Genomic DNA, 25,807 nt, shown 5'->3' on the forward strand with positions numbered 1-25,807 from the left:
AACGATAGCCCAGTTTAATTCGATGAGAAGACCATTTCTGCTACTGATTTTTTTGGCATTTGCCGTAAATGCTTTTGGACAATGGGTAAGTGAAAAGTCATCCACCGGTGCTTTCCCAATTCATAAATCTGCCATTTACGTAGATCTGAAAGAGCAGGCGTTAGTGCAGAAATCGGCTGAATTATTTCAAAAGGATATTGAAGCAGTGACTGGCTACAGGCCTGCGATAGTTCATGGCCTGAATCAGAAACATGAGAATCTGATTATTATAGGTTCATTTAGCAATTCTGTACTACTGCAGAGACTTGTTGCCGGCCAAAAGATTAAAAATCAGAATCCGGGAAAGTGGGAGGCGTATCAGCTACAAAATATTAAACTGAATTCAAATGGTATAAGCAATGCGCTGATCATCGCCGGCGAAGACCGTCGGGGCACGGCTTATGGGGTTTTCGATCTTTCCAGGGAAATAGGGGTTTCGCCCTGGTACTGGTGGGCAGATGTTCCGGTTAAAAAATCTGAACGGCTGTTCGTTAAAGCCGGTTTGAATCAAACGAACGCACCAAAAGTGAAATACCGTGGCATTTTCCTGAATGATGAAGCGCCTGCTTTAAGCGGGTGGAGCAAGGAAAAATTCGGCGGGTTTAATCACCTGTTTTATGAAAAAGTTTTCGAACTGGTTCTCAGATTGAAAGGCAATTATATCTGGCCGGCAATGTGGGGTAACGCTTTTTATGATGATGATCCCGAAAATATAAAAACGGCAGATGCGTATGGCATCGTTGTAGGCACCTCACACCATGAACCGCTGATGCGTGCGCATGACGAATGGCGACGTTACGGTTCAGGGCCCTGGGATTATGAAAAGAATAAAGACCGCTTGCAGGACTTTTGGAAAAAGGGGATGGAGAGGGCATGGAATGAAAAAATTGTAAGTATCGGAATGAGAGGGGATGGCGACGAGCCTATGAGCCGGGAGACTGCGACAGCCTTGCTGGAAAAAATTGTTGACGATCAACGTGTGATCATTAATAAAGTAACCGGCAAGCCGGCTTCACAAACTCCGCAATTATGGGCGCTGTATAAAGAAGTGCAGGATTATTATGATAAAGGTATGCGTGTGCCAGACGATGTAACCCTTTTATTATGTGATGACAATTGGGGAAACATTCGTAAGCTGCCTAAATTAACTGACCCTGCACGAAAAGGCGGCTACGGTATCTATTACCATTTTGACTATGTTGGTGGCCCCCGGAATTATAAATGGCTTAATACCAATCAGTTTCCGCGGATATGGGAGCAAATGCACCTCGCGTACGAATACGGAGTAAAAGATATCTGGATTGTAAACGTGGGCGACCTGAAGCCGATGGAAGCGCCTATTTCTTTTTTCCTGGATTATGCCTGGAACCCCGAAGCAATCGGGCCTGACGATGTTCAGCCTTATATCCTAAAATGGGCTGCTGAGCAGTTTGGAAGCAAGCATGCTGCAGAAATTGCCCGTATTATCGGCCTTTATTCCAAATATAATTCGCGGAGAAAACCTGAATTGCTGGACGACGGCACTTATAGCTTAACCAATTACCATGAGTGGGAACGGGTTTTTAACGAATATCAGGACTTGTGGTTAGAGGCAAATGTCTTAAAAGAACAAATACCATCAGCCAGCCGCGATGCTTACTTTCAGCTGGTTTTGCATCCTGTTATGGCATGTGCCAATTTGTATAAAATGTATTATTATACTACCCTAAATAAAGAGGCATATAATAACAAATATACGCAGGCGAATGCCTATGCAGATAGTGTAAAGGCTGCTTATGGAATGGACTCGGTGATCACCCGGCAGTACCATGAGATTAACGGAGGCAAATGGAATCATATGATGAGTCAGACACATATAGGTTACACTTACTGGCAGCAGCCGGAAAAACAGAAAATGCCGGCCGTAAATTATATAGATACCGGCGGCGCCGGAACACTAAAAACTGGGAAGAATGAATCTGCTACTTCTTCATTAAACAACGCAGATATTTCCAGAGAGCGGGCAGGATATATTGCAATAGAAGCTGATCATTTTTCTTCCTCTCATGGCAGTAAAGGAGTTTCATGGAAGATTCTTCCGGACCTGGGTAGAACAGGAAACGCAGTGACCAGCTGGCCGGTAAACAGCTCTTCTATACCATTGTCCGTTACATCGCCCTACTTAACTTATACTTTCAAAACCAGTCAGCCGGGCGAAATAAAAATTCAGGGTTATTTTTCACCTACCTTGAATTTTCTTCACAATCCTGATGGATTGCAATTCGCCATATCTGTTGATGATGACAAACCTCAGATCATAAGTTTAAATAAAGAGGACAATACCGAAGTATGGAATAAATGGGCGGCTGAAAACATCATCATCAAAACAACAAATCACACGATCAGTAAGGCAGGCGAACATACACTGAAATACTGGATGATCGATCCCGGAATTGTATTGCAAAAGCTGGTCGTGGATCTGGGGGGATTAAAACCCAGTTATCTCGGAGCGGAGGAGACAAATGGAAAATAGAACTCAACCGGGTGCCATTAAATCTAAAGTAAGAGGATTTTTTGGTGCGATATCCATTTCTATCAGCATAATATGGGTAAGCTCTGCACAGGAGAAGCAAAATAATAGCATAAGTCTTAAACAGGCTTATCACGCAGATTTTTTAATAGGCACAGCGCTCAATGCCGCTCAGATAGAAGAAAAAGACAGTCGGGCCGAACAGCTCATAAGTCAGCAATTTAACGCTATCACTTCCGAAAATATTCTCAAGGCTGTAATAGTACACCCGCAGTGGGATCGATACAACTTTACTTTAGGCGACAAATATGTAGACTACGGCGAACGCCACCATATGTTTATCGTAGGGCATACGCTCATCTGGCATCGTCAGCTTCCCGGTTTTGTGCACCGGATCCGTACGAAAGATTCGCTGAATTTGTTCATGAAAACGCATATTAACGCGGTGGCTGGCAGATACAAGGGAAGGATTAATGGATGGGATGTACTGAACGAGGCGTTGAATGAAGACGGCACATACAGAAACTCTGTTTTCTACAGGATCTTGGGGTTTGATTATATTCCTTACGCCTTCAAATTAGCCGAGCTGGCCGCACCTGGGGCAGAACTATATTACAACGATTACAATATTGAGCAGCCGGCAAAAAGGGCCGGAGCCATTACGCTGATAAAAAAGATACAGGAGACCGGAGCCCGGATAGACGGTGTGGGTATACAAGGGCATTGGCATGTAGGTAAGGTACCGTTTAAAGATATCGAGGAAAGCATTTTACAGTTTGCCGCGTTGGGTATTAAGGTGATGGTCACGGAGCTGGATATTGAAGTATTGCCCAGGAACTCTTCAGAAGCCGATGTAAACCAGCGGATGCGAAGCACACCAGATACAAATCCATATACAAAAAGATTGCCGGATAGCGTGCAGCAACAGCTGGCATCAGACTATGAGAACCTGTTTAAACTGTTCCTGAAGCATAGAGATAAGCTTAGCCGGGTAACCTTCTGGGGCGTGAATGATGGGCAAAGCTGGCTGAATAATTGGCCGATAATGGGAAGAACCAATTATCCTTTAATTTTTGACAGGCAATACAAGCCTAAGCCTGCTTATGATAAAATAATGAGCTTAAAAGCTCAAACCAATTGAAATATCTTCGATTCGATATGAACTACACTTTGCAAAAGCTTTTTGCACAACCCAGAAGACAACTGATACAACAGGTAACTATATTGAAATGGCGGTAAACTTGAATGGAATGAAGAAACTTAAATACCTGTATTTCCTTTGGTTTACAATAGGTTGTTTTTCGCTGCAAGCGCAAATTAAACTTCCGGGAATCATTCGCGATAGCATGATTCTTCAGCGCGATCAAAAAATTAAGGTTTGGGGATGGGCGAGCCCGGCGGAAAAGGTTACACTCGATTTCAAAGGAAAAAGGTATAGCGCCAATACCAGCACTGACGGTAAATGGCAGCTGACATTGCCAGCGGTTAAAGCCAGCGGGCCATATACCATGAAGTTTAGCGGTAAAAAAAATACCATTCTTTTGAGCAATATTCTTTTCGGAGATATGTGGCTGTTTAGCGGGCAGTCTAATATGGTACACCAGATGAATATCCATGATATTACCTATGCCAACGACATTAAGGAAGCCAATTACCCGCAGATCAGGCAATTTTTAATTCCTACTTTAACGAATATGCAGGGGCCAGCCGAAGACCTGCAGGGAAAATGGCAGGTTGCTGTTGGCGATCAGGTAAGGCCGTTTACTGCTGTAGGATTTTTCTTTGCCCGTAAAGTGTATGAACAAACCAAGGTGCCGATTGGCATTATCAATGCCAGTGTGGGCGGCACACCGATCGAAGCCTGGATAAGCGAGACAGGGCTTAAAGATTTTCAAAATATAGAAAAAACGATTGAAAGAAACAGGGATATAAGCCTGCAAAAAAAATCGCAACGGCCGGCATCCAATCCTGTCATTACTCCTCCTGTTGACGCTGGAATGTCAGCGGCACTTAAATGGTTTGATCCCGCTTACCAGCCAAGAGGCTGGCACAGAATTAATATTCCTGGTTACTGGGAAGACCAGGGTGTCAAAGATCTCAATGGTATCGTATGGTATCGCAGGGAAATTGCTATCCCTAAATCTATGACGGGCAAACCTGCGAAAGTATTTCTGGGAAGAATAGTAGATGCCGACGAATTGTACATCAACGGGGCGAAAGTAGGTAATACTACCTATCTGTATCCTCAAAGAAGATATCCTGTGCCGGCAGATCTGCTTAAGGAAGGCAAAAATCTGTTCGTTATCCGGGTGACAAATAACTCCGGTAAAGGTGGCTTCGTTCCTGATAAGCCTTATTGTATTTTCGCAGGTCAGGATACGGTAGACCTTAAAGGTTACTGGGATTATAAAGTTGGATTGGTAAATCGTCCCTTTGCCGGCAGCCTGGGAGACGGCATTAATGTTCAAAACCAGCCGTCGGCGCTGTATAATGCTATGATAGCGCCTGTTACCCGATACGCCATTAAAGGTGCCGCATGGTACCAAGGGGAAGCCAACGCGAATCAGCCGGAGCTTTACGATAAGCTGTTACCCGCATTAATCAAGGACTGGCGTAATCAGTACCAGGACCAGAACTTGCCATTTTTTTATGTGCAGTTGCCGGGGTTTATGGATTACAATTACCTGCCTTCAGAAAGTCAGTGGGCCAGGTTAAGGGAAGCGCAATTGAAAGCGTTAAGCATCCCTCAAACTGCGATGGCGGTAGCCATTGACGCCGGAGAATGGAATGACATTCACCCGGACAATAAAAAAGCTGTTGGTGAACGCCTGGCTCTTGCAGCGCTGGTCAAAGTTTATGGAAAAAAAATAGAATATTCGGGCCCTGTGTTTCAATACGCCCAAGTTAAAGACAACCAGATAATTCTTTCATTTGATCACATAGGCAGCGGTTTGATCAGTAATGATGGAGAAGCCCTGAGTGAATTTGCAATTGCCGGTGCAGATAAAAAATTTGTTTGGGCTAAAGCCAAAATTGAAGGAGAAAAGGTGATTGTTTGGAGTGACGAGATAAAGCAACCTTTATATGTTCGCTATGCCTGGGCTGATAATCCTGTTAATCCTAATTTGTACAATAAAGAAGGATTGCCCGCTTCTCCATTCAGAACAGACAAATGATAAACCGATAAAGTCTTAACTAAGCCAGTTTCAGGGACGTTTGGAACCGACAAATATTACTTCAACATCCAATCACTTATGGGCAATAAACTTATCAGCCCATTGAATAAAATATTTAACGTTGGGGGCATCGGTATGTCCACCGTCATGCTGGCGCCAGGCTAGTTCACCGTCAAGAAGGCCGGTATTTATCGGCGGCATGTTCTCTTTGTTGTAATCATTTGACACGCCAAGGTCTTTTGCGCCTAAAAGCTTAAATACCGGGCCGGCGGCTACGGTTGCCATATAACTTCCCTGCTGATCCAGCCATTTAGCATCTCCTTGTTCGGGAATGCCGTAACTGATAAAAGTCAGTCTCGGCGCACATAAAGCAATTAGCTCATGGGCGTCAACAGGAATATCATTCGCAGTTTTGGCTCCAAACGTAGCTTCTAAGGCACCGTATTTCAAAAAATTGCCGGCCATCCAGTAATAACCACCCCCGGTAAGGTTTTCAACCGACTCACCAAAGTTACGCCTGTGGAGCTTTGCACCGCCTTCGCCGGAGGAACCTATCAGCCCCATTTTAAAACGCGGTTCAAATGCCAGGGTTACCAATGCCGCCTTGCCGTAACGTGATACGCCTTCGATTCCTACATTTTTTGAATTGACGGCGGGCTCAGTTTCCAGGTAATCCAGTGCACGCGCAGCTCCCCACGACCAAGCACGTAAAGCACCCCAATCATCTGGTTTACGAGGTTGACCCTTGTTAACCAAACCGATAATTCCCCGGGTTAGTCCTGCTCCGTTATCCGCCTGGATACTCGCCGGGTCGATAAGTACATAGCCCCATCCAGCGGCTATGAGTTGCTGGTTTGTGGGCGGATCTCCCGGATCTCGTGGTGCGCCGAATCCGGGAAATTCCTTTTCCTGGATAGGGTTGTAAGCCGGATAGCGTTCAAAAACGGCTTTTAGTTCGGGATGCTCTTTAATTAGAAGTTCCTTGATTGCCGAGTTGATCTTTTCAAGATCTTCTGCCAGTGGCTGAGCCGGTGCAGGCAGCGTGCTACGGCCAAACATCATCAATACAGGAACCGGACCTTTTGCATTCGCCGGCAGAACTAAGGTCATTTTGATGTTTACGTCAATCAGCGGGTAGGCTGAATTATCGACGTGTCCAATAAGTTGTTTGGCAACTACCGGGAAAAATCCCACGAATTCCCTTTCGGCAACTTTTACAGACCAGGTTACTTTCGGCACATTTGCTGGTATACGGCCATAGACTTCACATTCAAAATCCTCTATCAGCTCCGGACGTCTTTGATTAATCCATTGCTTGGCGGTCGTAACTTTTCCCCCATTTTTTAATGTCAACACATCCGGAAGCCTTGGGTATGGATTAGCAAGAGCTTCGTCATAGTTTGCATGATTAGGAGCTTTTTCATCGCCGCTAGGGCCTGGACGAAGCGCCTTAATGCCTAATTGGTTCATCATATTAGCCTGATCCTGTTCGGCCGTAAACGTTACTGGCGGTGGATAAGAGCCCGATTTTTCAGCTAGTTGCTGAGCATATAAAGGAAAACTAAAAATCAATACAAGGTATAATGTCGCTATCTTTTTTATCGGCTTATTAAATAGGATCATGCTAGTTTAATTTGATTTTTCGGCTTTGGCCGTTTGTATTAAATATGGTTATGTCAGCTGTGTTTGGTCCGGCTGAAATGAACCGGCCTGATTGTGAAAGGAACGATGAACCGTAGTAAAACTCCTGTTTATTGGATGTTCCGTTTTTATATTTTACGATCGCGCTTTGGTCCTTTGTTGTCAGCGGTAAGCATTTAGTATTCATAGTTGATTCGAATATTTTTAGCTTGTCGTTCCGCTGGCTAGCCGCCAGTAGTAGTGATCCATCACTTTTCCGGAGTTTTACGAGGGCTTTACCATCTCCGGGAATGTAGATACCGCTTTGTGCAATAGATAATGCCTTAAAGTGCCCGTGTCCATCGCCTTTCAGAAACAATCCATTAAGCGCATCATATCGGCCGATAGAAACATCGGTTCCGAAATCGTTGCCGTTTATCACGACATCAAGATTGCTGTCGCCATCAAAATCATCAACCACCATTCCATTGATTACTGAAACCTGCGCTTCCGGATTCAACGGAATCATCGAAAACTTTCCATTTCCTTCATTCCGCAGGTAGCAGCTTCTTAGTTCATTGGCATGAAGCCTGATAGATCCCTTCATTTGAGCAGGTGTGAACATCTCGGGCATAGTTGTCAGCGCGTATGATTTATAGTTTGTGAACTTTTTGCGCAAGCTTATCATTTGTTTAACCGCATCGTCGCGAACGTTGGCTGGAAATTCTTTTTTGGTGCCATTCTGGTCGGGCAGATAAAGAGATGGGAATGCATCAAAATATCCCCTGTTATCAAAGTCGTTTGCAGTGATATAAGCGGGATATTGATCGCTAACCTGGTATAACGTGTTGAGCCCGGTGTTGCCGATAATGTAATCCATTTGTCCGGTATGCCTGAAATCTCCGGCAACGATGCTTGTCCACCAACCAGTTTTATTTTGTAAACCCGTGCCTGTCGAAACATCTTTAAAAGACCCGTGATCATTCCGTAAAAACTTGATGGGCATCCATTCTCCTGCAAGTATGAGATCTGGCCATCCATCATTGTCGAAATCCGAAAACAGCGCGTCGCAAACCATCCCGATTTTTTGCAGGACAGGAGCGAATTGTTTTGTTACATCAGTAAACTTTACCACACCATCGTGTGAATCATTGCGGAATAAAAAGCTTGATACCGGCTTAGGATAATTCCAGGGATCAACACGGCCCGAAACAAAAAGGTCAGGTTTTCCATCTTTGTTAAAATCAGTTGCCCGAACACACAGCTTACTGGTATGATTTTTTGGAAGCGCATCTTCTGCGAGCCTGAAATTAGCCTGTCCGTCATTCAGATAAAGCCTGTCCTGATACGAGGGCGAGTTATGCGGGTTCTGATAGCCACTGCCTGCAATATAAACGTCAGGCTTGTTGTCACCATTAGCGTCAAATATTAATACACCTCCATCTTTACCCGGTTCCGCAGACTGGCTATTTTCCAAAAATAAATTCCGCTGTTTGAATTTTCCATCCGTTGTTTGCAGGAAAATCTTTGCCGGAGACTGGCTGTTGCCGCCAATAATAATATCGTCTCGTCCGTCAGCATTTAAATCAGCAGTGGCCAGTGCCGGGCTGTATTCCGACAGTTTATGGGGAAGAAGTTTCTGAATGTTGAAATCGATGAAATCCTCTTCGGTGTCTTTGTAATTTATTCCAGTTTGTTTTGTTGCTTCCCTGAATATCGCTTTAGCGGATGTTTGCGCTATCTGCCAGTTAAAGCTATCGTGCGCCTCTTTTTCGTTTACATGAAGCACCTGATCCGCAGGTATGTTTCGTAGGATTTGCTTCTTATTACCAGGCCAACAGATGATAACAGAGTCAATCATCTTTGTAGTATTCAGCCCGAAGTGTGCAGCATTTTCTATTGTAGAGAGGTAGCCTCGATAAGGATTGTTTTCGTAAACCTGGTGCCTGCCATTGGCATAATAGATGTCGGCCCAGGCACCAATTCCGTTTACATTTTCCTTGCCGCCTCCGAATTTTATCTGCAAAAAATGATTAGCGTTTTTATCCTCGTTTCGGGCATTGTTTTTATAGATCAGAGCCTCATCATTGATATTGTTGATGATCAGATCCATTGCGCCATCGTTGTTCAAGTCTGCGTAAACCGCGCCGTTCGAAAAAGTGGGAGTAGAAAGTCCCCAGTCGTTGCTGACATCGGTAAATTGGGCGCCGCCAGAGTTTTTAAAAGCGTAATTGTGAATCTTAACCTCAGGAATCTGTTTCAGGATTTCCATTTTAGAAGCCGACAGATACGGATTGTTTCGAAAAACGATAAAGTCGTGGTCCGTAACATCCTTTGGATAACCGTTGGTTACGATTATATCCCGGAGGCCGTCATTGTCAAAATCTGTAATTAACGGCGCCCAGCTCCAGTCTGTTTGAGCCACACCGCTCATAAACGCTGTTTCGCTGAATATCGGATCACCGATCGAGTCGTTTTCGCCCAACCTGGTACCTTGATTTAATTGAAGGGTGTTTCTTACATACTGATATTGATATCCATAATGATCAAAGTTTTGAAAGGTTTGATAGCTGCCGGCCATGCTCATCATTTTCTTGCGATAGTTATCTTCAGGATTCATGTCTAGCTCGAAAATATCGGCGAGGCCATCGTTGTTTATGTCGATAATATCCTGGCCCATGGCATTGAACGAAGTGTGTTTGAAATACTCTTTCGCCTTGTCAGTAAAAGTGCCGTCATGGTTATTAATGTACAGTAGATTATTAGACAGGAAATCGTTCGTTACGTAAATATCCTTCCATCCGTCTCGGTTGATGTCAGCTATCGAGACGCCGTGGCTGTAACCTTCAATTGTAATGCCTGCTTCTGCCGAAACGTTTGTGAATACAGCATGCTTAAGATGTTCATTCCAGTCGTTACGGTATAGTTTTCCCGTGCTGGGATAAGATCCGTTGGTGATAATCGGCCGGAAGTTGTTAGCATAAGAGTTTGAATTTGGCCAGTTAACCGCCTGGTACATGTCGAGGTCACCGTCATTGTCGTAATCAAAAAAAGCGGCCATTGTTGAATGTGCATGAAGGTCTAGTCCATATTCACCGGCCTTATCTACGAAATGAGGAATACCCTTTTTGTCGACACCCATGTTAATATAAAGCAGGTTAGTACGCCTGAGGGAATCGTTCACGAAGGAGTTGCTTATATACAGGTCCAGCATGCCGTCGTTATTAATGTCAATAACGCTGATACCGCGGGCCCATCTCCCTTTTCCCTCAACGCCGGCTACATCGGTAACATCTTCAAAAGTGAAGTCACCCCGGTTCAGGTATAATTTATTCGCGACCATATTGCCTGTGAAATAAATATCCAGCAATCCGTCGTTGTTAAAATCGCCTACACCAACACCGCCGCCATTGTACGTGTAAGCATTGTCGATTGGGTTGATGGAGTCGTTCTCAGTTATAATATTATTGAAATGAATATTCGAATGCGAAGAAGGGATCTGTTCAAACAGGGTAGGCCTGTTACAAGAGCTATATATAACGACGAACAAAGAGGCTACCAAAAACAGTTTAAACCGCATAGATTGTATCGTAAAAAAACAATGGCCTCTGTAATTTAACAGCTGCCATTGTTTTTTCTCTGGTTTTAGAGATTAGGATTGTTATCAACTTCTGCCTGGGGAATAGGCAGGTATTCCTTCGCTGCCGTATACCATGACAATGGTTCTACAGCGAAATAGCCTTTTCTTCTCCATCTTAAAATGTCAATGTTTCTGACTTCCTCGTTGCTCATTTCCGCGGTCTTTTCATGCATAATAGCTTTTGCAACATCTGCTTTTGAGGATACCGGATATTGTGCGGTCGGGTATGACGGCATCGCTACGCTTGGCCGTGCCCTAACCTGGTTCAGATAGGCTACAGCTGCCGGAATATTTCCAAGTTCATTTTCGCATTCAGCAAGATTGATCAGTACTTCCGCATAGCGCATCAAACGCTGATTATTACTTCCCGGATGAAAGGAGGCAAACGCTTTATCTTCTTTGTAAATCAGCTGAAATTTGCGGAAGCCAACTTTCAATGTCTTGCCATTCACTGTTGATGAATTACCGTTTTGATCGGTTTCTACAAGAGTCGATTGTCCGTTATTATAAGTGTCTCCGCTTTGATAAAAGCTGTAGGCATAACGGGGATCCGTTTTTGCAGCGCCAGTGGCGGTATTTTCAAACTCATTTAGCACTTTGTCCGAAGGGATAAGGTTTCTCCAGGCAATCGGGTTATATTCCTGGTTACGTACAGTTGACTGTGCAGCGGAAACACCATCGCCTACAGCTCCCCAATTAAAACCATTGTCGCCTTTGTCAGAGTAAACCATCTCAAAAATGGACTCATTATTAAACTCGGTTTCTTCTTCGAAATTATCCAGGAATCGTGATGTCAGCGAGTAACCGTCAGCTCCTGAAGTCGGGATTTTCAGCAACGCGTCTTTCGCACCTTGATAATCGCCCGACTGCATATAAACCCTGCCCAGCAAAGCATAAGCGGCAGCGGCTGTCGCGCGGCCCTTGTCCGTTGCTGATTTTCCGGGAAGTACGCTTGCAGCTTCGCTCAGATCCTTTACTATTTGCGCGTACACATCTTCGATTTTTGCCCGGGGATGGGAATCCGTGGGGCTTTTTACTGTTGTTGTGTAAACAGGAACGCTTCCCCACATACTTGCCAGTTCAAAATAAGCCCAGGCTCTTGCAAATTTCGCTTCTCCAACAAGCTTATCTCTTTCTGCGGGGTTGTCGGTTACGTTAGGGGCGGCGTCAGTTACCGTGTTTGCACGATGAATCATAACATAAAGGCCATTCCAAACGGAGTTCATTACCGGATTCGCCGGATCCACTACCCCAATAAGAATTTGATTACGGGGTGCCTCCAACTGGCTTCCTCCTGATACTACGTCGTCGCTCCGAAGGTCGTGCAGGAAAAACCATTCCCTGCCCACCAAATTTACGCTATGCCATGCGGAGTAGATGGCAAAAGTACCCGCAGTTAGCTCACTGGTGTTTATGAAGTAGTTTTCAGTGGGTACCACATTCGGATTGCTGATGTCTAGATCTTTCTTACACGAAAAAACTCCTGCACCCATTATCGTTAAAATGGTGAGGCATTTATATATTGTTTTACTTTTCATGATGTTACGTTAACGTTGTTTAAAAACCAGCCTGAATGCCAAATTGAAATGATCGTGCTGCCGGATACTGACCGAAATCTACCCCATTGGTCAGCGTACCTCCGGAAGTGTTCTGGTTTTTATTGCCGACTTCCGGATCAAAGCCATTGTATTTTGTAAATGTGAAAAGGTTTTGTGCAGACACATAGAATTTCAGGCGGCTGATTGTGTTTTTTGCAAATGATCTTAAAACCGTAGGCGACATTGTGTAGCCAATAAGCACATTTTTCATTCGCAGGTATGAGCCATCTTCTACCCAGCGTGTGGACAGCCTTCCGTTTCGGTTTGGATCTCCTGCGATTGCTCTTGGAATTGTCGAGCTTGAGTTTTCCGGTGTCCATGCGTTAAGAACGTTTATGCCGGAGTTAAACAGCCTTGGCATACCTTCAACAATGATGTTTTCCGCGTTTAAAACGTCATTTCCCTGTACGCCCTGGAAGAATAAGGTTAGATCAAAATTTTTGTAATTCGCCGAATAGTTCAACGAGTATGTGAATTCCGGAAGAAAGCTGCCTATAAACGTACGGTCATAAGAATCGATCACACCGTCGGGAGCACCGTTCGGGCCACCGATATCTCTGAATTTAATATCACCGGCGGCTGCATTGTCCTGTTTAGGGCTGTTTGCAACTTCCTGGGCATTTTTAAAAATGCCGTCAGCTATCCATCCGTAAAATGACTGAACAGATCTGCCGGCCACAGTGTTTGTGAATGGATCACCGCCACCGAAATCCGCATCGCTGCCTGAAAAAATCGAAGCATTGGGCGTATTTAAACTTAGTACTTTATTGCGGATTACACTGAAAAGGCCTTCAATGTCAAACGTGAAATCACCAGATCTTTTGTGGTAACCTAACTGAAGCTCGCCGCCTATATTTTGCATAGCGCCGACGTTAGCGTATGTTCCTACGCCAAGGAAACCCTGGCTTGGAGCTGTGGGTACGGTTAGGATCAGGTTATCAGTTTTACGTTTAAAATACTCGGCTACTACGGTGAATTTGTTGTCGCTGAAACCCAGGTCGAGGCCAATATTCAGCTGTTTTGTTTTTTCCCAGCTCAGGTCCAGGTTGGTAAGGCCATTGGTGTAAGAAGCGTTCCCGCCTCCTGGAGCAACGTTGCCGATAGGATAAAATGCCTTGTTTGAGTTAACCGGAGACAGGTACGGGTAATTGCCCAGCCCGCCGGGAGGAATGCCCGTTAAACCGTATCCAGCCCGCAATTTAAGTTCTGATATGACTTTGCTGTTTTTAAGGAAGTTTTCCTGGTCAATTTTCCAGCCAACAGATGCTGAGGGGAAGTTGGCAAACTTGTGGTCAGGGGCCCATATTGAAAATCCATCGCGACGAATTGATGCGCTCACGAGATACTTTCCTTCAAAGTCATAGTTAACGCGCCCTACGAGCGATTGCAAAAGATTGCTCTCGTTGGTATTGTTAGCGGCCACATTTGACGCGCCGTTAAGCGTTTTTATCAGATTAGTAGACTGGTTACCCGAAGATGTTTCGGTGATAACTTTGTATCCCTGCTGTTCATATACCGCTGTGGCAGAAACGTGGTGTGAACCGAATGATTTGTCAAACGTAAGCTGTTCAGTAAATAACTTGGTAGTTGATGATACCCGTTGGTTGGCAATGTTTGCGGACGTTGCACTGAGTGTTCCACCGTCATTGTAAATCGGGGTATAGTTTTGGGTATAGCCGTTGGTGTAATCAATGCCGAACGTTGAACGAAATCTTAGCCAGGACGTAAAATTTATATCCAGGTAAGCGGTTCCCAACGTTTTATTCGTTTTAACAGTATTGGAGCCAATCAAAGCTGCTTCAACTGGGTTGGTTGGGTCAGAGCCATCAAAACTGCTTATCGGGCCCTGGTAACCACCGTTCGTTGTGGGGTCATGAAGCGGGATGTATGGCGTCATGCGGATAACGTTAGTCAGTGGAGTCCGGTTGCCTTGTGTAGCATCGTAATGCTGATTTCCCACCGCGGTGTAAAAGTTTTCGCCGAACGTAAACACCTTGCTGATTTTGTGTTCTGAGTTTATTCTGAAATTATATCGATCATAGCTTAATCCCTGCGCAATGCCATCCTGGTAAAAGTAACCTCCCGAGGCATAGAACTTTGACATTGCATTTCCTCCGCTTAATGAAAGATTGTTTGAAGTTAAAAAGGCATTCGTTTTAAAATAGGCGTCTTGCCAGTCGGTATAGGTTTGCGCATAAGTTTGGGTTGCGCCTGCGTAGATAGGGCTGTTAAAATTAGCCGGACTAAAGCGCGGCGGCAAATTATTAGCTCCATTTAATGCGGTGGCATACTGTACGTATTGTTCCGTGTTCAGCAAATCTAACCGGTTAGATGGACTTTGAATGCCGGCGTAAGAGTCAAGAGCTACCTGCAGTTTGTTATTTGAATTTCCTTTTTTCGTTGTAATGAGTATGACGCCGTTGGTTGCCCTGGATCCATAGATCGCTGCAGCACTCGCATCTTTCAAAACTTCAACAGACTGGATATCTCTTGAGTCGAAACTTGAGAGGTTGCCTGTCGGAAAGCCGTCTATCACATATAGCGGATCAGACGCAAAGTTTATTGAACTGATACCGCGGATAGTTACAATTGGTTGTGTGCCGGGCGATCCGTTATTGGTTACGTTTAATCCGGCTACACGGCCCTGTAAGGCTTGTTCGACGCTCGCTACAGGCAAAGCGTTAATTTTAGCTGAACTTACAGAAGCAATGGCGCCGGTTAATGTACTTTTTTTCTGGGATCCGTAACCTACCACAACAACCTCGTTAAGTGCCTTTGTGTCGCTTTTTAGCTGAACATTAAGAACTGTATTGCGGCCTACTGGTATTTCCTGTGATACATAGTTTACTGATCTGAAAATCAGTACCGCATTTTCGTTCGGTACATTTATACGAAAGGTTCCGTTTATGCCAGTGGCAACTGCGACAGAACCACCCTTAACTAGGACGCTCACTCCAAGCATAGGCTCGGAATTTTCGTCGGTGACCGTTCCGGTTATAGTTATATCCTGCCTTGGATCAATAGTAGCTGATTCTGCAAGGTTGATTTCGTCGGGTGAAACCATTCGGTTCAGCACTATCGCGTTACCGGAAACTTCATATTTGATATTTCTGGAGGTTAGCAACTTTGACAGGACTTGTGCCAATGGAATATTTTTAAAGTTTACAGATACCTTGTTAGATGCTGGTATTAATACCGGACTATAAACAAACGTTACATCTGCGATTTTTTCGATGCTTACCAAAATCTGGCTGATCTCCAGATTCTTCGCATCCAGACTAATCTTTTGATCAAGTACCTGGGCGCTGGAATTGCCGGCCAGAGCTCCGCTGATCAGGGTAAGACTAAGAGCCATGTGAATAACCGTTATACGCATTATAGCAGTTAATGAAGATTTTTTTTTCATAAATTTGAAATGGTTAATTGGTTTTGATAAAATTCCATACCTGACTTCCTTTTCTACTGTTTGCTACTGAGTAAAGGAAGAAACCGACTTCATCGGCAGTGTGATCAGCACTGCTGATGATTATTTCTGACTTGGTTGAGTTTTCTACATATTTTTCTGAGTTTAATTAGTGTTGTCAATCTGTTCATTGCCGCAGCCTTTCCCTTCAATTATAACCTGTCCGTTTACATATTTGTAATCTGCTTCAATAGCCTTACAAATAAGTTTTAAGCGTTCGTCGAGTGATTGCCTGACCAGAGATGCGGTTACCTGGCAGTTTTTCATTACAGCTTCGTCGTATAAAATATGTATGCCATAAGCCTTTTCAATGGTTGAGATAACTGTTGGAAAAGGCGTTTGTGAAAATTTAAAATGAATTGCGGTAGATACTTCGGAAAGCAGTACAGGCTTAGCCAGAACATCTTTCTTCAGCCTCAATTCCCGACGGTCCAGAACTGCGTGTTGATTAGGCATTAAAACCATTATCAAAGTGTTGGCTTGCCGATTTTTCAGGTTGCCCGCAAAAACTTCAACTCTTCCGGTACTCACCAATACCTCGAATGAATGAGTGTCCTCGTTAGCCTTAACATTAAAGCTCGTTCCCACAACCCGAACGGTCATCTCCTTTGAAAAGACGTAAAAAGGCTTGTTGGGATTTTTAGTCACCTCGAAGAACGCTTCTCCGATTAAATTCACTTCCCGCTGCCGCGAATCAAATGTTTTTGGATAAATAATTTGTGCATTTGGTTGTAAGACAGCCAAACTTCCATCCGGCAGCTTAATGATGGCGGATTTATTTTGGTTATTTTTTATCCGCTGAAAGGCTGTTTGTGACTTCTGTTCGTTGGCCGGCTGTAATAATACATAACTAATATAGCCAGCTGAACAAAATAGTATAATAGCCGCAGCAATACGGAAGGGCCGAAAATTCCAAAAATTGATTAGGTCACCAAAATTTTTTTTAGATGTTTTTGCTTCGAAATTTGAAACCATTCTGTCAATTGCCGACTGTGATAAATCCTTTTCGGGTTTTATTTTGAGTGATTTGGCGATTATACAGGCCTGATGGAACTTTTCTTCATTCTGTGGAAACGCTTTAAGGTAGTCATTCCAGAATTCGTTCGGTCTCGAGTTTCCCAATACCCATTCAATAAATGAATCATCCAATAGATAATCTTCAACCTCTTGAAAGTTATTGTTTGTCATGAAGTAAGGGTATAATTGGTTTCTACTATTATATATTCAGAAAAGACAGAAATCTACTGTATAAATTGAAAATATTTTTAGCAACAGGCCAACTGCTATAAGCTGTTGTACACGGGGCTTTTTGCCCAATACTTGCGCATGCTTAAAATAGATTCATGCAGCAGGTTATATACTGATTGCCGGTTTAGGTTCATGACTTCGGCTATTTTCTCCTGTGACATACCTTCGTAAAACCTTAAGTACAGAATTTCTTTTTGTCTCTTAGGAAGGTTCATTAAAATCGATTTAAGTTTGGCGCATATCTCCTGCGACAACTCTTCATGGATAATAGCAGATTCCACGTTAAACTCAACTAGGAAGTCAGGGTTATCATCGATAGGTATAATTTTCTTCCACTTCGGTCTTTCGTGGAAAATTCGCAAGCGTAGTGCCTTAAATAAATACGACTTAACAGATTCTGCCTGTTTGATCTTTCCTCTTCTGTTCCAAAGTTCAAAAAAAACGTCTTGTATACAGTCTTCTACAAATCCCGGATCGTCAATAAATCGGATGCCATATTTATACAAAGGACTGGCGAATGTTCGGATTAAAATGCCATAAGAGACATCGTTTCCTGCACGCAAATCACTCCATAGTTGAAGAGCACTTTCACTGGATATAAAAGAGTTTTTTCGCAATGGTTTAAATTTGGTTACGGTGGATTGTAAAATTGGCGTTACAGTCCTTTAAACAAATCTATAAAAATATTTCAATTCCGCAATCGATTGCATAAATTAATTTGCATTAGCGACTGAAGGTGATTCAAAGGCATCGGCTACAATTAAATGAAAAGCTGAAACTGAGGAAACGGACGATCCTTTTCGGTTCTCCTGTAGGCTATTCGCCTATTGTAATAATCAAAAAACCAGCTGTGTTGCGGGGTGTACGGTGAGTTTGAGTGTTACTCAATAGTAAGTTGGTATAAATGCATATCTTGGGGTATGCAAAAAAAGGCCTTAATAATTAAAAAGGCTCTTTGTATGTTTAAATGTTTTTGGCGGAGAGTGAGAGATTCGAACTCTCGATACACTTTTGGCGTATACACACTTTCCAGGCGTGCTCCTTCAACCACTCGGACAACTCTCCAATTAAAGGCTGCAAAAGTATTAAAAAGTTTAATATTGCTTCGTACAATGTAAAAATAACTAAACTAAATTCGGTTAGGTTGGTTAAAAGGAGAAAATTCTAATGGCAAATTTTAAAGAGATCATAAACTCTGGGAAACCCGTCCTCGTTGATTTTTTTGCAACATGGTGCGGGCCCTGTAAGACAATGTCACCAATTTTAGATAGCCTTAAAAAAGAGGTGGGCGATGAAGTTGTCATTTTGAAAGTCGATGTCGATAAAAACCCGCAAGCAGCTTCGTCACTAAATGTACAGGGCGTGCCAACATTGGTGCTGTTCAAAGACGGTCAGGTAAAATGGCGTCAGTCGGGTGTTGTGCAAGCCAACTTATTGAGGCAAATCATTAATCAATATCAAAGTTAAAGCCTCTATAATTGGAGGCTTTAACTTTTTAAATTTAGAAGCATGCATCATCATTTCTTCGATGAGGATGGTGGTGATGATGATGACGTCCCAGATTGCTAAGGAAAGGATGATTCCTCCTCCATTCTATACAAGGATCAATCCTTGGTGTACCTTTGACTTGCGGCGTTTTAGGAAAGGGTGTCCTTGCTATAAAACTGTTAACGATGTCATTATATTCAGTAGCATCAGAATCTATCAATCCTAAAGTAGCCTCTGATGGCGTACTTGCTCTTGCTTTCTTCTCATTAAATAGCTCATACTCAATATAAAAGTCTGCGTCATTCCAATAATTATCATACATTAGTTGCCTAAATTCGGCGTCAGTTAAATTGTCCGGGTTCGCCCTGGTATCGTAAAATCCAATTTCGGAAAAGCCTGCCAATGTAGTACGCTCCGCTTCGGTAAATTTTAACCTTACTCTATCCACTGCCTGCCCTTCCATTGGCACGGAATCGGGCGATGTGTTATGAGAATTATCTGTAAAGTACTCGTCGCTATTATACCAATGATTAGCGATAAAATCAAATTTTGCTCCGTCGTTCAAATTAATCATATCATCATAAAATCTCATAAACAGGCCATAGTGTATATTAGCATAATTCATTCCTATTTTGCAATCTTGGTCAAATAGTTTTATTCCATTATACATTCCTTTTATATAGTGAAAATAGGCACCGTAATAACTCATGTCCCAACAAACGTTTTCGCCATTATATGTACTTGCCCAACGTAACGGATCTCCGGTAGGATCTGCAGGTTCACCGGTACCACTTCCATACCGAAGTTTCATGTGGTCGTCAATTACGTCCAATTCGTTCCCAAGTTCAATCCATTTAATTCGTCCGTAATATTTGAGGATGAAACCCGCACCTTTTTTTAACCCCTTTTTATATAATTCATCGTATTCTGATTGAGACCAGTTTCCTGCCACGCCTGAAGCGGGAGGATTTGATCCGGCTGCGCTCACGCTTAGAACGGCCATAATTCCAATACCTGCTGCTTGTGCAGCATCCATAAAAGGATCAAAACTTGGATTTTCAGGGGTTCCAACTTCGTCAGTAGTGGCATCTGTCCTGGCAAAATTGAAATGCATATCCTTCATCAGTTGGATAGCAAACGGAATAGTATCCGTTGTATAATCTGCATGACCAGTTCCTTGCCCGTAGTGCACACTTACTCCATAAGGAACCACATCTGCTGGTGGAGATGGTGTGCCGTCTTGAACATTTAGTGTCACGGTATAGGTTTTGTCTCCGTCTACGACCTCATAAGTGGACGTTCCTTTGGTCGTCAGCGCGTCAATTAGCTGATTACTTTGATTCGTCAGTAATTGTACAAGGGAAGTAATGGATGAAATGTAAATTTTCATATTCAGGCTTGTTAAGTTCCGTAAGTATTAAAAAAAAACGAAGCCTGGGGACACTCGATTTCGTTTGTGTTTAGCAGTTAAAAGAGATGATTAACGATTCTTAAATCGATACACTAAAAATAATTAATTACTAGTGAAGTTGTCGTGGGAGACGCTACACAATAAAATGCACAATTGACGTGTAAATATCTCAATATGAGTGCAAAATTCAATAGCATGATTAGCTTGCTTCGTTATAAGAAATGAATTTGCCGACCAATTACCACTCGTCAAATCCGTTTTTTGAGTTATGTTTGCAAAAAAGCTATCAGGCAGTACATTCTGCTACGTAACTATTGTTCATGCTGAAACTTAACGAGATCAGAAAACCCATTGCCGCAGAATTGGATGTTTTTGAAGACAAGTTCAAAGAGTCTATGCAAAGCTCAGTTCCGCTACTCGATCGAATTACTCATTATATTGTTAAAAGTAAGGGCAAGCAAATAAGGCCCATGTTTGTGTTTTTTTCCGCGAGTTTATGTGGAGGAATCACAGATGCTACCCACCGCGGAGCGGCTTTGGTTGAACTTCTGCACACAGCTACTTTGGTGCATGATGATGTGGTTGATAACTCGTACGAACGCAGAGGACTATTTTCAATTAATGCGTTATGGAAAAATAAAATCGCTGTTTTAGTCGGCGATTTTTTGCTTGCAAAGGGATTGTTGCTTTCTGTAAATAATGATGATTTTCAACTGCTTAAAATTGTAAGTGAGGCGGTAAAACAAATGAGCGAAGGCGAATTGCTGCAAATTGAGAAAGTACGAAAGCTGAACATTGATGAAGCCGTTTACTATGAAGTTATCCGCCAGAAAACCGCGTCCTTAATTGCGTCATGTTGTGCATGTGGTGCGGCGTCGGCTGGCGCCGATATCCAAACTGTCGAAAAAATGCGCGCCTTTGGAGAGAAGATTGGGATTGCCTTTCAAATAAAAGACGATCTGTTCGACTTTGGAACTGATGATGTGGGTAAACCGCTTGGCATCGACATTAAAGAAAAAAAGATCACTTTGCCGCTTATTTACTCCTTAAATAAGGCATCATCCGCGGAAAAAAGAAGGATAACAAACCTGGTTAAAAACCATAATGAAGAACCTGATAAGGTTGCCGAAGTGATTCATTTCGTGCGAAACAGCGGCGGCCTTGCTTATGCCGAAATGCAAATGCACCGCTACCAGGAAGACGCTTTCAATATTTTGAATACTTTTCCAAACCATGAGGCTCGCACCGGACTTGAACAATTAGTGAGATTTACAACGGAACGGAAAAAATAAGATGTCAAACGAGCTTTTGTCTTTTGGAGGCTTTATCATTTTTATTGTCATTGCACTGGCAATTGACTTAGGCCTTTTCAAAAAAGATCATGTAATAAGCTTCAAGGAAGCGGCTATCATGAGCTCGATCTGGGTGTCTTTTGCAATAGCTTTTTATTTCCTGTTGATTTATGCCGGTGAGCATTTGCATGGCATTTCTACCTATGGCGACTTAGCAGACATTGTAAAAAAGCATTCGCACAATGTGAAGCTGATTCCGGGAAATTTTGAATCAAGCCTGAATAGTTATCGTCATACGCTTGGTGTTGAATTTATAACAGGATACATTGTCGAGTACGCCTTGTCCGTTGATAATATCTTTGTCATGGTCCTTATTTTTTCCGCGTTCGGCGTTGAGGAAAAATATTATCACAGAGTATTGTTCTGGGGCATTATTGGCGCGTTAGTCATGCGTTTTGCATTTATATTTTTAGGCGCAGTATTAATAGCCCGATTCAACTGGATAACATACGTGTTCGGAATATTCCTGGTTTATACAGGAATTACTATGTTCTTTGCAAAAGATGATGACGAAAAAATCGATCCTGAGAATCATAAAGTAGTTAAGCTGGCCTCTAAATATCTTCGTGTTCATCCGTCGTTTGAGGGTAATCATTTCTTTTACAAGAGCGCCGGCCGCTGGCTTGTTACACCGCTTTTTATCGTTCTGTTGGTTGTTGAGTTTACCGATTTAATATTCGCTGTAGACTCTATTCCGGCGATTTTCTCGGTTACCAAAGATCCGTATATCGTTTTCTTTTCAAATATTTTTGCCATACTGGGCTTGAGATCCATGTTCTTTTTGCTGATAAATGTTATCCGGAAGTTTCATTATCTGAAAACCGGACTGGCAGTTTTACTGACATTTATTGGTTTAAAGATGCTGGGTCATCATTGGCTAACGGAATGGGGATTTAAAACCATCCACTCCCTAATCATAATCGTTGGTATCCTGGCTTTGAGTATTCTGGCATCATTGATATTTCCAAAAAAAGAAGTTGCCGGTTAACCGGTAAAATTTCTCATATTAGAAAACAGGCCGGTATGAACACACCAAAAACTAGTAAACTTCTTTATATATTTTTTTCCTGGTTTATTGGTAGAATTATGCGCTCTGACTTCGACCGCGTAATTTATAAAGGAACTGAAGAAGAAGCTGGCTTGCCAATTTTGCTGCTTGCCAATCATTTTTCATGGTGGGATGGCTTTATTCTTTTTATATTAAACAAGCGATACCTCAAAAAAAGATTTTATGTGCTGGTAACCGAAGAGAATTATCATAAAGTTTGGTTTCTTAAATATTTGGGAGCGTTTTCGGTAAAAAGGAAATCCAAATCAGTTATCGAAACGTTACATTATGCCGGTCAGCTTCTCAATAACCCTGATAATTTAGTTTTGTACTTCCCGCAGGGAAAGCTATATTCCAATCATTTAGATAAGATAAGTTTTGAGAAAGGCATTTTGCGAATCATTAATGCGTGTGAGACCCAATTTCAATACGTTTTTGCGGCTTCGTTCGTTGATTACTTTGATAAACGAAAACCGACCTTAACTTGTTATTTAAAAAGATGGACGCCTGCAGAGCCGTTGGATTTAACGGCGATTGCCGACGCTTATAATGACCATTACGAAACATCGCGGCAGCAGCAATGCGCCATTAGTGTATAATTGAATGATCCTGCTGTACCTGATTTTCTGTTTTCTCATACTTCGATTTTCGGTTACGGTATTCAATTTTATCTCTAATCCAAAACTTCCTCATTCTCCGCGTCACTATCACGAGCTTGTGTCGGTATTAATTCCTGCTCGTGATGAGGCCAACGATATTGTGGCGTTACTAACCTCCTTAAAAATTCAGGATTATCAGCACATTGAAGTAATTATTTTAAACGACAATTCTTCAGATGATACGTACACCGTATGCCGGGAATTCTGCAGCCTGGATTCCCGCTTTAAAATTATAAACGGCAAAGAGTTGCCAGCAGGGTGGCTCGGAAAAAATTTCGCATGCCATCAACTTGCGGAAAATGCGACCGGAAAATACCTGCTTTTTATGGATGCGGATGAGCAGATTGCTGATGGAGCCATTGAAGCGGCTATTCACCGCATGCGCGTTTCCCGGCTCAGCTTGTTAAGCTTGTTCACTAATCAGGTGACTGTTAGTTTGGGCGAAAAACTGGTTGTGCCGTTGATGCATTTTATTCTGCTTAATTTGTTGCCGCTGCGATTAGTGCGTTTATCGCGGAACGCTTCATTTGCCGCCGCAAGCGGCCAGTTTATGTTTTTTAAAGCAGAGGATTACCGGCTTAACAAATGGCACGAACAAGTCAAAAACAAAGTGGTGGAAGACATCGAAATTATGAAGCTTGTTAAATCATCAGGTTATAATGGCGAAGCCCTGCTTGCCAATGGCTTTGTCTTCTGCAGAATGTATAAAACGTTTGACGAAGCGATAAGCGGCTTTGGTAAGAATCTCCTGGCTGGGTTTAACAACAGCATTGCAGGATTACTATTTTACGAGTTTCTTATCTTCGGCGGTCAATTGTATACATTATACTATATGGATGTCAGCTTACTGCTGTTTGCAATCACGTTGATTATTCTGAGCCGGGTAATGATTTCGCTGCTTTCCGGGCAGAGCGTTATATACAACGTGATACTTCATCCGTTTCAAATGATCGCCTTGCTCACGGTCGCAATCATCTCTATCAAAAATTATCTAACTAATCGAATTGTTTGGAAAGGCCGCATCATCAATCCAGGTTAATAAGCCGTATTTGTTGTTCGCTGGTGATAGTTTTTCACATCGTTGGCCTGGCGGGCTTTTTGAATGCTCAGACGGTTTCTATATTTCTAAAGCTCGTTCCTTTTCATCTGCTGCTGATGTTTTTGCTGATATATGTTGATCAGGCTAATAAGAACAATGCTTTTTTTTTCGCCCTTCTTACTATTTATTTGTCCGGATTTTTTATTGAATTGGCCGGTGTAAAAACCGAATTAATTTTTGGTAAGTATGCGTACGGAAGCACCCTGGGTATTAAACTGTGGGACATACCGTTATTAATTGGCATAAACTGGGTTTTGCTTGTATTCGGGGTTAGCTCGGCCTTATCTTACGTTCCGTTCGGGAGCAAATACTTTAAAGTGTCAATTGGTGCGATAGTTATGGTGTTACTCGACCGTTTGATCGAACCCGTGGCAGTTAAGTTTGATTATTGGAGCTGGCAATCGGGAAGAATACCTCTACAAAATTACCTGGCTTGGTTCGTTATTTCATGGTTGATGTTGTTTGTGATTTTTCGATTTAAATTTGAAAAACGAAACGCAACAGCGGCTGTATTGCTTCTGGTTCAATTTTTATTTTTCGCCATTTTAAACAAGTGGGCGTTCTGATAAACAATTTCGTAATTTTGCCATTAATTAACTATCATGAGTTATAACTTACAGGTTTCTATCGATCGTTCGTCCGGGTTTTGCTTCGGAGTAGTTTATGCGATCGAAATGGCGGAAGAGATATTAGAGGAGCAGGGTTACCTGTACTGTTTAGGAGATATTGTGCACAACGATGAGGAGGTTGAGCGACTGAAGGCCAAGGGTCTGCGGATCATTGACCATTCGGAACTTAACAATTTAAGTAATGAAAAAGTGCTGATCCGTGCGCATGGTGAAGCTCCCGAAACATATAGACTTGCACTTGAGCGAAATATTATGCTTATTGATGCATCCTGCCCTGTGGTTCTGAAGCTGCAAAACCGTATAAAAACTTCGTATGATGAAGGAGACAACATTCTCATTTTTGGTAAACATGGCCACGCGGAGGTAGTAGGATTGGAAGGGCAAACAAATAATGAAGCCCTGGTTTTTCAGGATATCCGCGAATTGGATAACCTGGATCTGCCCCAGAAATTTACACTTTACAGCCAGACCACGAAAAGCACCGATAAGTTCTACCAAATTAAGGCCGAACTGCTTAGTCGCGGACATGAGGTTAAAGCAAATGATACTATCTGCCGGCAAGTATCGAACCGGTACGAAGAACTTCGAGAATTTGTGTCTGAATTCGACAGAATCGTTTTTGTGGCCGGGAAAAAGTCATCCAACGGCAAAGTGCTTTATGAAGTTTGCAAAAAGTATAATCCACATACTTATTTTATAAGCAGCGCGGAAGAACTTACTTCCGGCATGTTTGCCGCAAATGAACGAGTTGGAATTTGCGGTGCAACCTCAACACCCATGTGGTTAATGGAGGATGTTAAAAGCCGCCTTCAGACTTTCTAAAACCTT

At 42.8% G+C, this 25,807-nt stretch carries 17 protein-coding genes and 1 tRNA gene; 10 read left to right on the plus strand and 8 right to left on the minus strand.

The window, feature by feature from the left end; genetic code table 11:
• The first annotated feature begins 22 nt into the window (after nucleotides 1-22).
• The 3 genes from GS399_RS12700 to GS399_RS12710 all read left to right on the plus strand — a co-directional run bounded on the left by GS399_RS12700 (nucleotide 23) and on the right by GS399_RS12710 (nucleotide 5,724).
• Nucleotides 23-2,551 (plus strand): glycosyl hydrolase 115 family protein, encoded by a 2,529-nt coding sequence (locus GS399_RS12700; RefSeq protein ID WP_160845015.1) that lies wholly within the window; start codon nucleotides 23-25, stop codon nucleotides 2,549-2,551.
• Nucleotides 2,541-3,689, plus strand: coding sequence for an endo-1,4-beta-xylanase (locus GS399_RS12705; protein ID WP_160845016.1), 1,149 nt, complete (start codon nucleotides 2,541-2,543; stop codon nucleotides 3,687-3,689). Before GS399_RS12700 ends, GS399_RS12705 begins: the two co-directional genes overlap by 11 nt.
• Before the next feature lie 109 nt (nucleotides 3,690-3,798).
• Nucleotides 3,799-5,724, plus strand: a complete 1,926-nt coding sequence (locus GS399_RS12710; RefSeq protein ID WP_160845017.1) for a sialate O-acetylesterase — start codon at nucleotides 3,799-3,801, stop codon at nucleotides 5,722-5,724.
• Nucleotides 5,725-5,796: 72 nt separating this feature from the next.
• On the opposite strand, the gene GS399_RS12715 is transcribed toward GS399_RS12710, so the two are convergent.
• The 7 genes from GS399_RS12715 to GS399_RS12745 all read right to left on the minus strand — a co-directional run bounded on the left by GS399_RS12715 (nucleotide 5,797) and on the right by GS399_RS12745 (nucleotide 18,358).
• Complete coding sequence (locus GS399_RS12715; protein WP_202409447.1) at nucleotides 5,797-7,347, minus strand: alpha/beta hydrolase family protein; 1,551 nt, start codon at nucleotides 7,345-7,347, stop codon at nucleotides 5,797-5,799.
• Nucleotide 7,348: 1 nt separating this feature from the next.
• A complete protein-coding gene (locus GS399_RS12720; RefSeq protein ID WP_160845018.1) occupies nucleotides 7,349-10,924 on the minus strand; it encodes a VCBS repeat-containing protein in 3,576 nt (1,191 codons plus the stop codon).
• 65 nt (nucleotides 10,925-10,989) lie between these two features.
• Nucleotides 10,990-12,522: a RagB/SusD family nutrient uptake outer membrane protein gene (locus GS399_RS12725; protein ID WP_160845019.1), complete on the minus strand. Its 1,533-nt coding sequence runs from the start codon at nucleotides 12,520-12,522 to the stop codon at nucleotides 10,990-10,992.
• A 19-nt stretch (nucleotides 12,523-12,541) separates the two neighbouring features.
• On the minus strand, nucleotides 12,542-15,988 hold the full coding sequence (locus GS399_RS12730) for a TonB-dependent receptor (protein WP_202409448.1): 3,447 nt from the start codon (nucleotides 15,986-15,988) through the stop codon (nucleotides 12,542-12,544).
• A 162-nt stretch (nucleotides 15,989-16,150) separates the two neighbouring features.
• The gene (locus tag GS399_RS12735; RefSeq protein WP_160845020.1) at nucleotides 16,151-17,233 is read right to left on the minus strand and encodes a FecR family protein; all 1,083 of its coding nucleotides are present in this window, start codon (nucleotides 17,231-17,233) and stop codon (nucleotides 16,151-16,153) included.
• Between the two features lie 95 nt (nucleotides 17,234-17,328).
• Nucleotides 17,329-17,910, minus strand: coding sequence for an RNA polymerase sigma factor (locus tag GS399_RS12740; protein WP_160845021.1), 582 nt, complete (start codon nucleotides 17,908-17,910; stop codon nucleotides 17,329-17,331).
• A 357-nt stretch (nucleotides 17,911-18,267) separates the two neighbouring features.
• Nucleotides 18,268-18,358, minus strand: a tRNA-Ser gene (locus GS399_RS12745).
• A gap of 102 nt (nucleotides 18,359-18,460) precedes the next feature.
• Between GS399_RS12745 and trxA the strand changes: the two genes are divergently transcribed.
• Nucleotides 18,461-18,760, plus strand: a complete 300-nt coding sequence (gene trxA / locus GS399_RS12750) for a thioredoxin (protein WP_160845022.1) — start codon at nucleotides 18,461-18,463, stop codon at nucleotides 18,758-18,760.
• Nucleotides 18,761-18,794: 34 nt separating this feature from the next.
• Here trxA and GS399_RS12755 read toward each other — a convergent pair whose 3' ends face one another.
• The gene (locus GS399_RS12755; RefSeq protein WP_160845023.1) at nucleotides 18,795-20,171 is read right to left on the minus strand and encodes a hypothetical protein; all 1,377 of its coding nucleotides are present in this window, start codon (nucleotides 20,169-20,171) and stop codon (nucleotides 18,795-18,797) included.
• A 341-nt stretch (nucleotides 20,172-20,512) separates the two neighbouring features.
• On the opposite strand from GS399_RS12755, the gene GS399_RS12760 reads away from it, so the two are divergent.
• The 6 genes from GS399_RS12760 to GS399_RS12785 are packed head-to-tail and all read left to right on the plus strand — an operon-like array spanning nucleotide 20,513 to nucleotide 25,801.
• On the plus strand, nucleotides 20,513-21,484 hold the full coding sequence (locus tag GS399_RS12760; RefSeq protein WP_160845024.1) for a polyprenyl synthetase family protein: 972 nt from the start codon (nucleotides 20,513-20,515) through the stop codon (nucleotides 21,482-21,484).
• A gap of 1 nt (nucleotide 21,485) precedes the next feature.
• On the plus strand, nucleotides 21,486-22,532 hold the full coding sequence (locus tag GS399_RS12765) for a TerC family protein (protein WP_160845025.1): 1,047 nt from the start codon (nucleotides 21,486-21,488) through the stop codon (nucleotides 22,530-22,532).
• A gap of 35 nt (nucleotides 22,533-22,567) precedes the next feature.
• Entirely contained in the window at nucleotides 22,568-23,191 is a 624-nt protein-coding gene (locus GS399_RS12770) for a lysophospholipid acyltransferase family protein (protein ID WP_160845026.1), read from the plus strand.
• Between the two features lie 4 nt (nucleotides 23,192-23,195).
• Nucleotides 23,196-24,290: a glycosyltransferase family 2 protein gene (locus GS399_RS12775; RefSeq protein ID WP_160845027.1), complete on the plus strand. Its 1,095-nt coding sequence runs from the start codon at nucleotides 23,196-23,198 to the stop codon at nucleotides 24,288-24,290.
• A 23-nt stretch (nucleotides 24,291-24,313) separates the two neighbouring features.
• Nucleotides 24,314-24,916, plus strand: coding sequence for a carotenoid biosynthesis protein (locus tag GS399_RS12780; protein ID WP_160845028.1), 603 nt, complete (start codon nucleotides 24,314-24,316; stop codon nucleotides 24,914-24,916).
• 36 nt (nucleotides 24,917-24,952) lie between these two features.
• Entirely contained in the window at nucleotides 24,953-25,801 is an 849-nt protein-coding gene (locus GS399_RS12785; protein WP_160845029.1) for a 4-hydroxy-3-methylbut-2-enyl diphosphate reductase, read from the plus strand.
• The last annotated feature ends 6 nt before the right edge of the window (nucleotides 25,802-25,807 follow it).

This window comes from Hufsiella arboris, from assembly GCF_009834875.1.
GTDB lineage: Bacteria > Bacteroidota > Bacteroidia > Sphingobacteriales > Sphingobacteriaceae > Hufsiella_A > Hufsiella_A arboris.

What these genes read in the sequence shown, in the direction of transcription:
- GS399_RS12700 (WP_160845015.1), top strand. Translation starts at nt 23, where the DNA reads ATGAGAAGACCATTTCTGCTACTGATTTTTTTGGCATTTGCCGTAAAT.
- GS399_RS12705 (WP_160845016.1), top strand. Translation starts at nt 2,541, where the DNA reads ATGGAAAATAGAACTCAACCGGGTGCCATTAAATCTAAAGTAAGAGGA.
- GS399_RS12710 (WP_160845017.1), top strand. Translation starts at nt 3,799, where the DNA reads ATGAAGAAACTTAAATACCTGTATTTCCTTTGGTTTACAATAGGTTGT.
- GS399_RS12715 (WP_202409447.1), bottom strand. Translation starts at nt 7,347, where the DNA reads ATGATCCTATTTAATAAGCCGATAAAAAAGATAGCGACATTATACCTT.
- GS399_RS12720 (WP_160845018.1), bottom strand. Translation starts at nt 10,924, where the DNA reads ATGCGGTTTAAACTGTTTTTGGTAGCCTCTTTGTTCGTCGTTATATAT.
- GS399_RS12725 (WP_160845019.1), bottom strand. Translation starts at nt 12,522, where the DNA reads ATGAAAAGTAAAACAATATATAAATGCCTCACCATTTTAACGATAATG.
- GS399_RS12730 (WP_202409448.1), bottom strand. Translation starts at nt 15,988, where the DNA reads ATGAAAAAAAAATCTTCATTAACTGCTATAATGCGTATAACGGTTATT.
- GS399_RS12735 (WP_160845020.1), bottom strand. Translation starts at nt 17,233, where the DNA reads ATGACAAACAATAACTTTCAAGAGGTTGAAGATTATCTATTGGATGAT.
- trxA (WP_160845022.1), top strand. Translation starts at nt 18,461, where the DNA reads ATGGCAAATTTTAAAGAGATCATAAACTCTGGGAAACCCGTCCTCGTT.
- GS399_RS12755 (WP_160845023.1), bottom strand. Translation starts at nt 20,171, where the DNA reads ATGAAAATTTACATTTCATCCATTACTTCCCTTGTACAATTACTGACG.
- GS399_RS12760 (WP_160845024.1), top strand. Translation starts at nt 20,513, where the DNA reads ATGCTGAAACTTAACGAGATCAGAAAACCCATTGCCGCAGAATTGGAT.
- GS399_RS12765 (WP_160845025.1), top strand. Translation starts at nt 21,486, where the DNA reads ATGTCAAACGAGCTTTTGTCTTTTGGAGGCTTTATCATTTTTATTGTC.
- GS399_RS12770 (WP_160845026.1), top strand. Translation starts at nt 22,568, where the DNA reads ATGAACACACCAAAAACTAGTAAACTTCTTTATATATTTTTTTCCTGG.
- GS399_RS12775 (WP_160845027.1), top strand. Translation starts at nt 23,196, where the DNA reads ATGATCCTGCTGTACCTGATTTTCTGTTTTCTCATACTTCGATTTTCG.
- GS399_RS12785 (WP_160845029.1), top strand. Translation starts at nt 24,953, where the DNA reads ATGAGTTATAACTTACAGGTTTCTATCGATCGTTCGTCCGGGTTTTGC.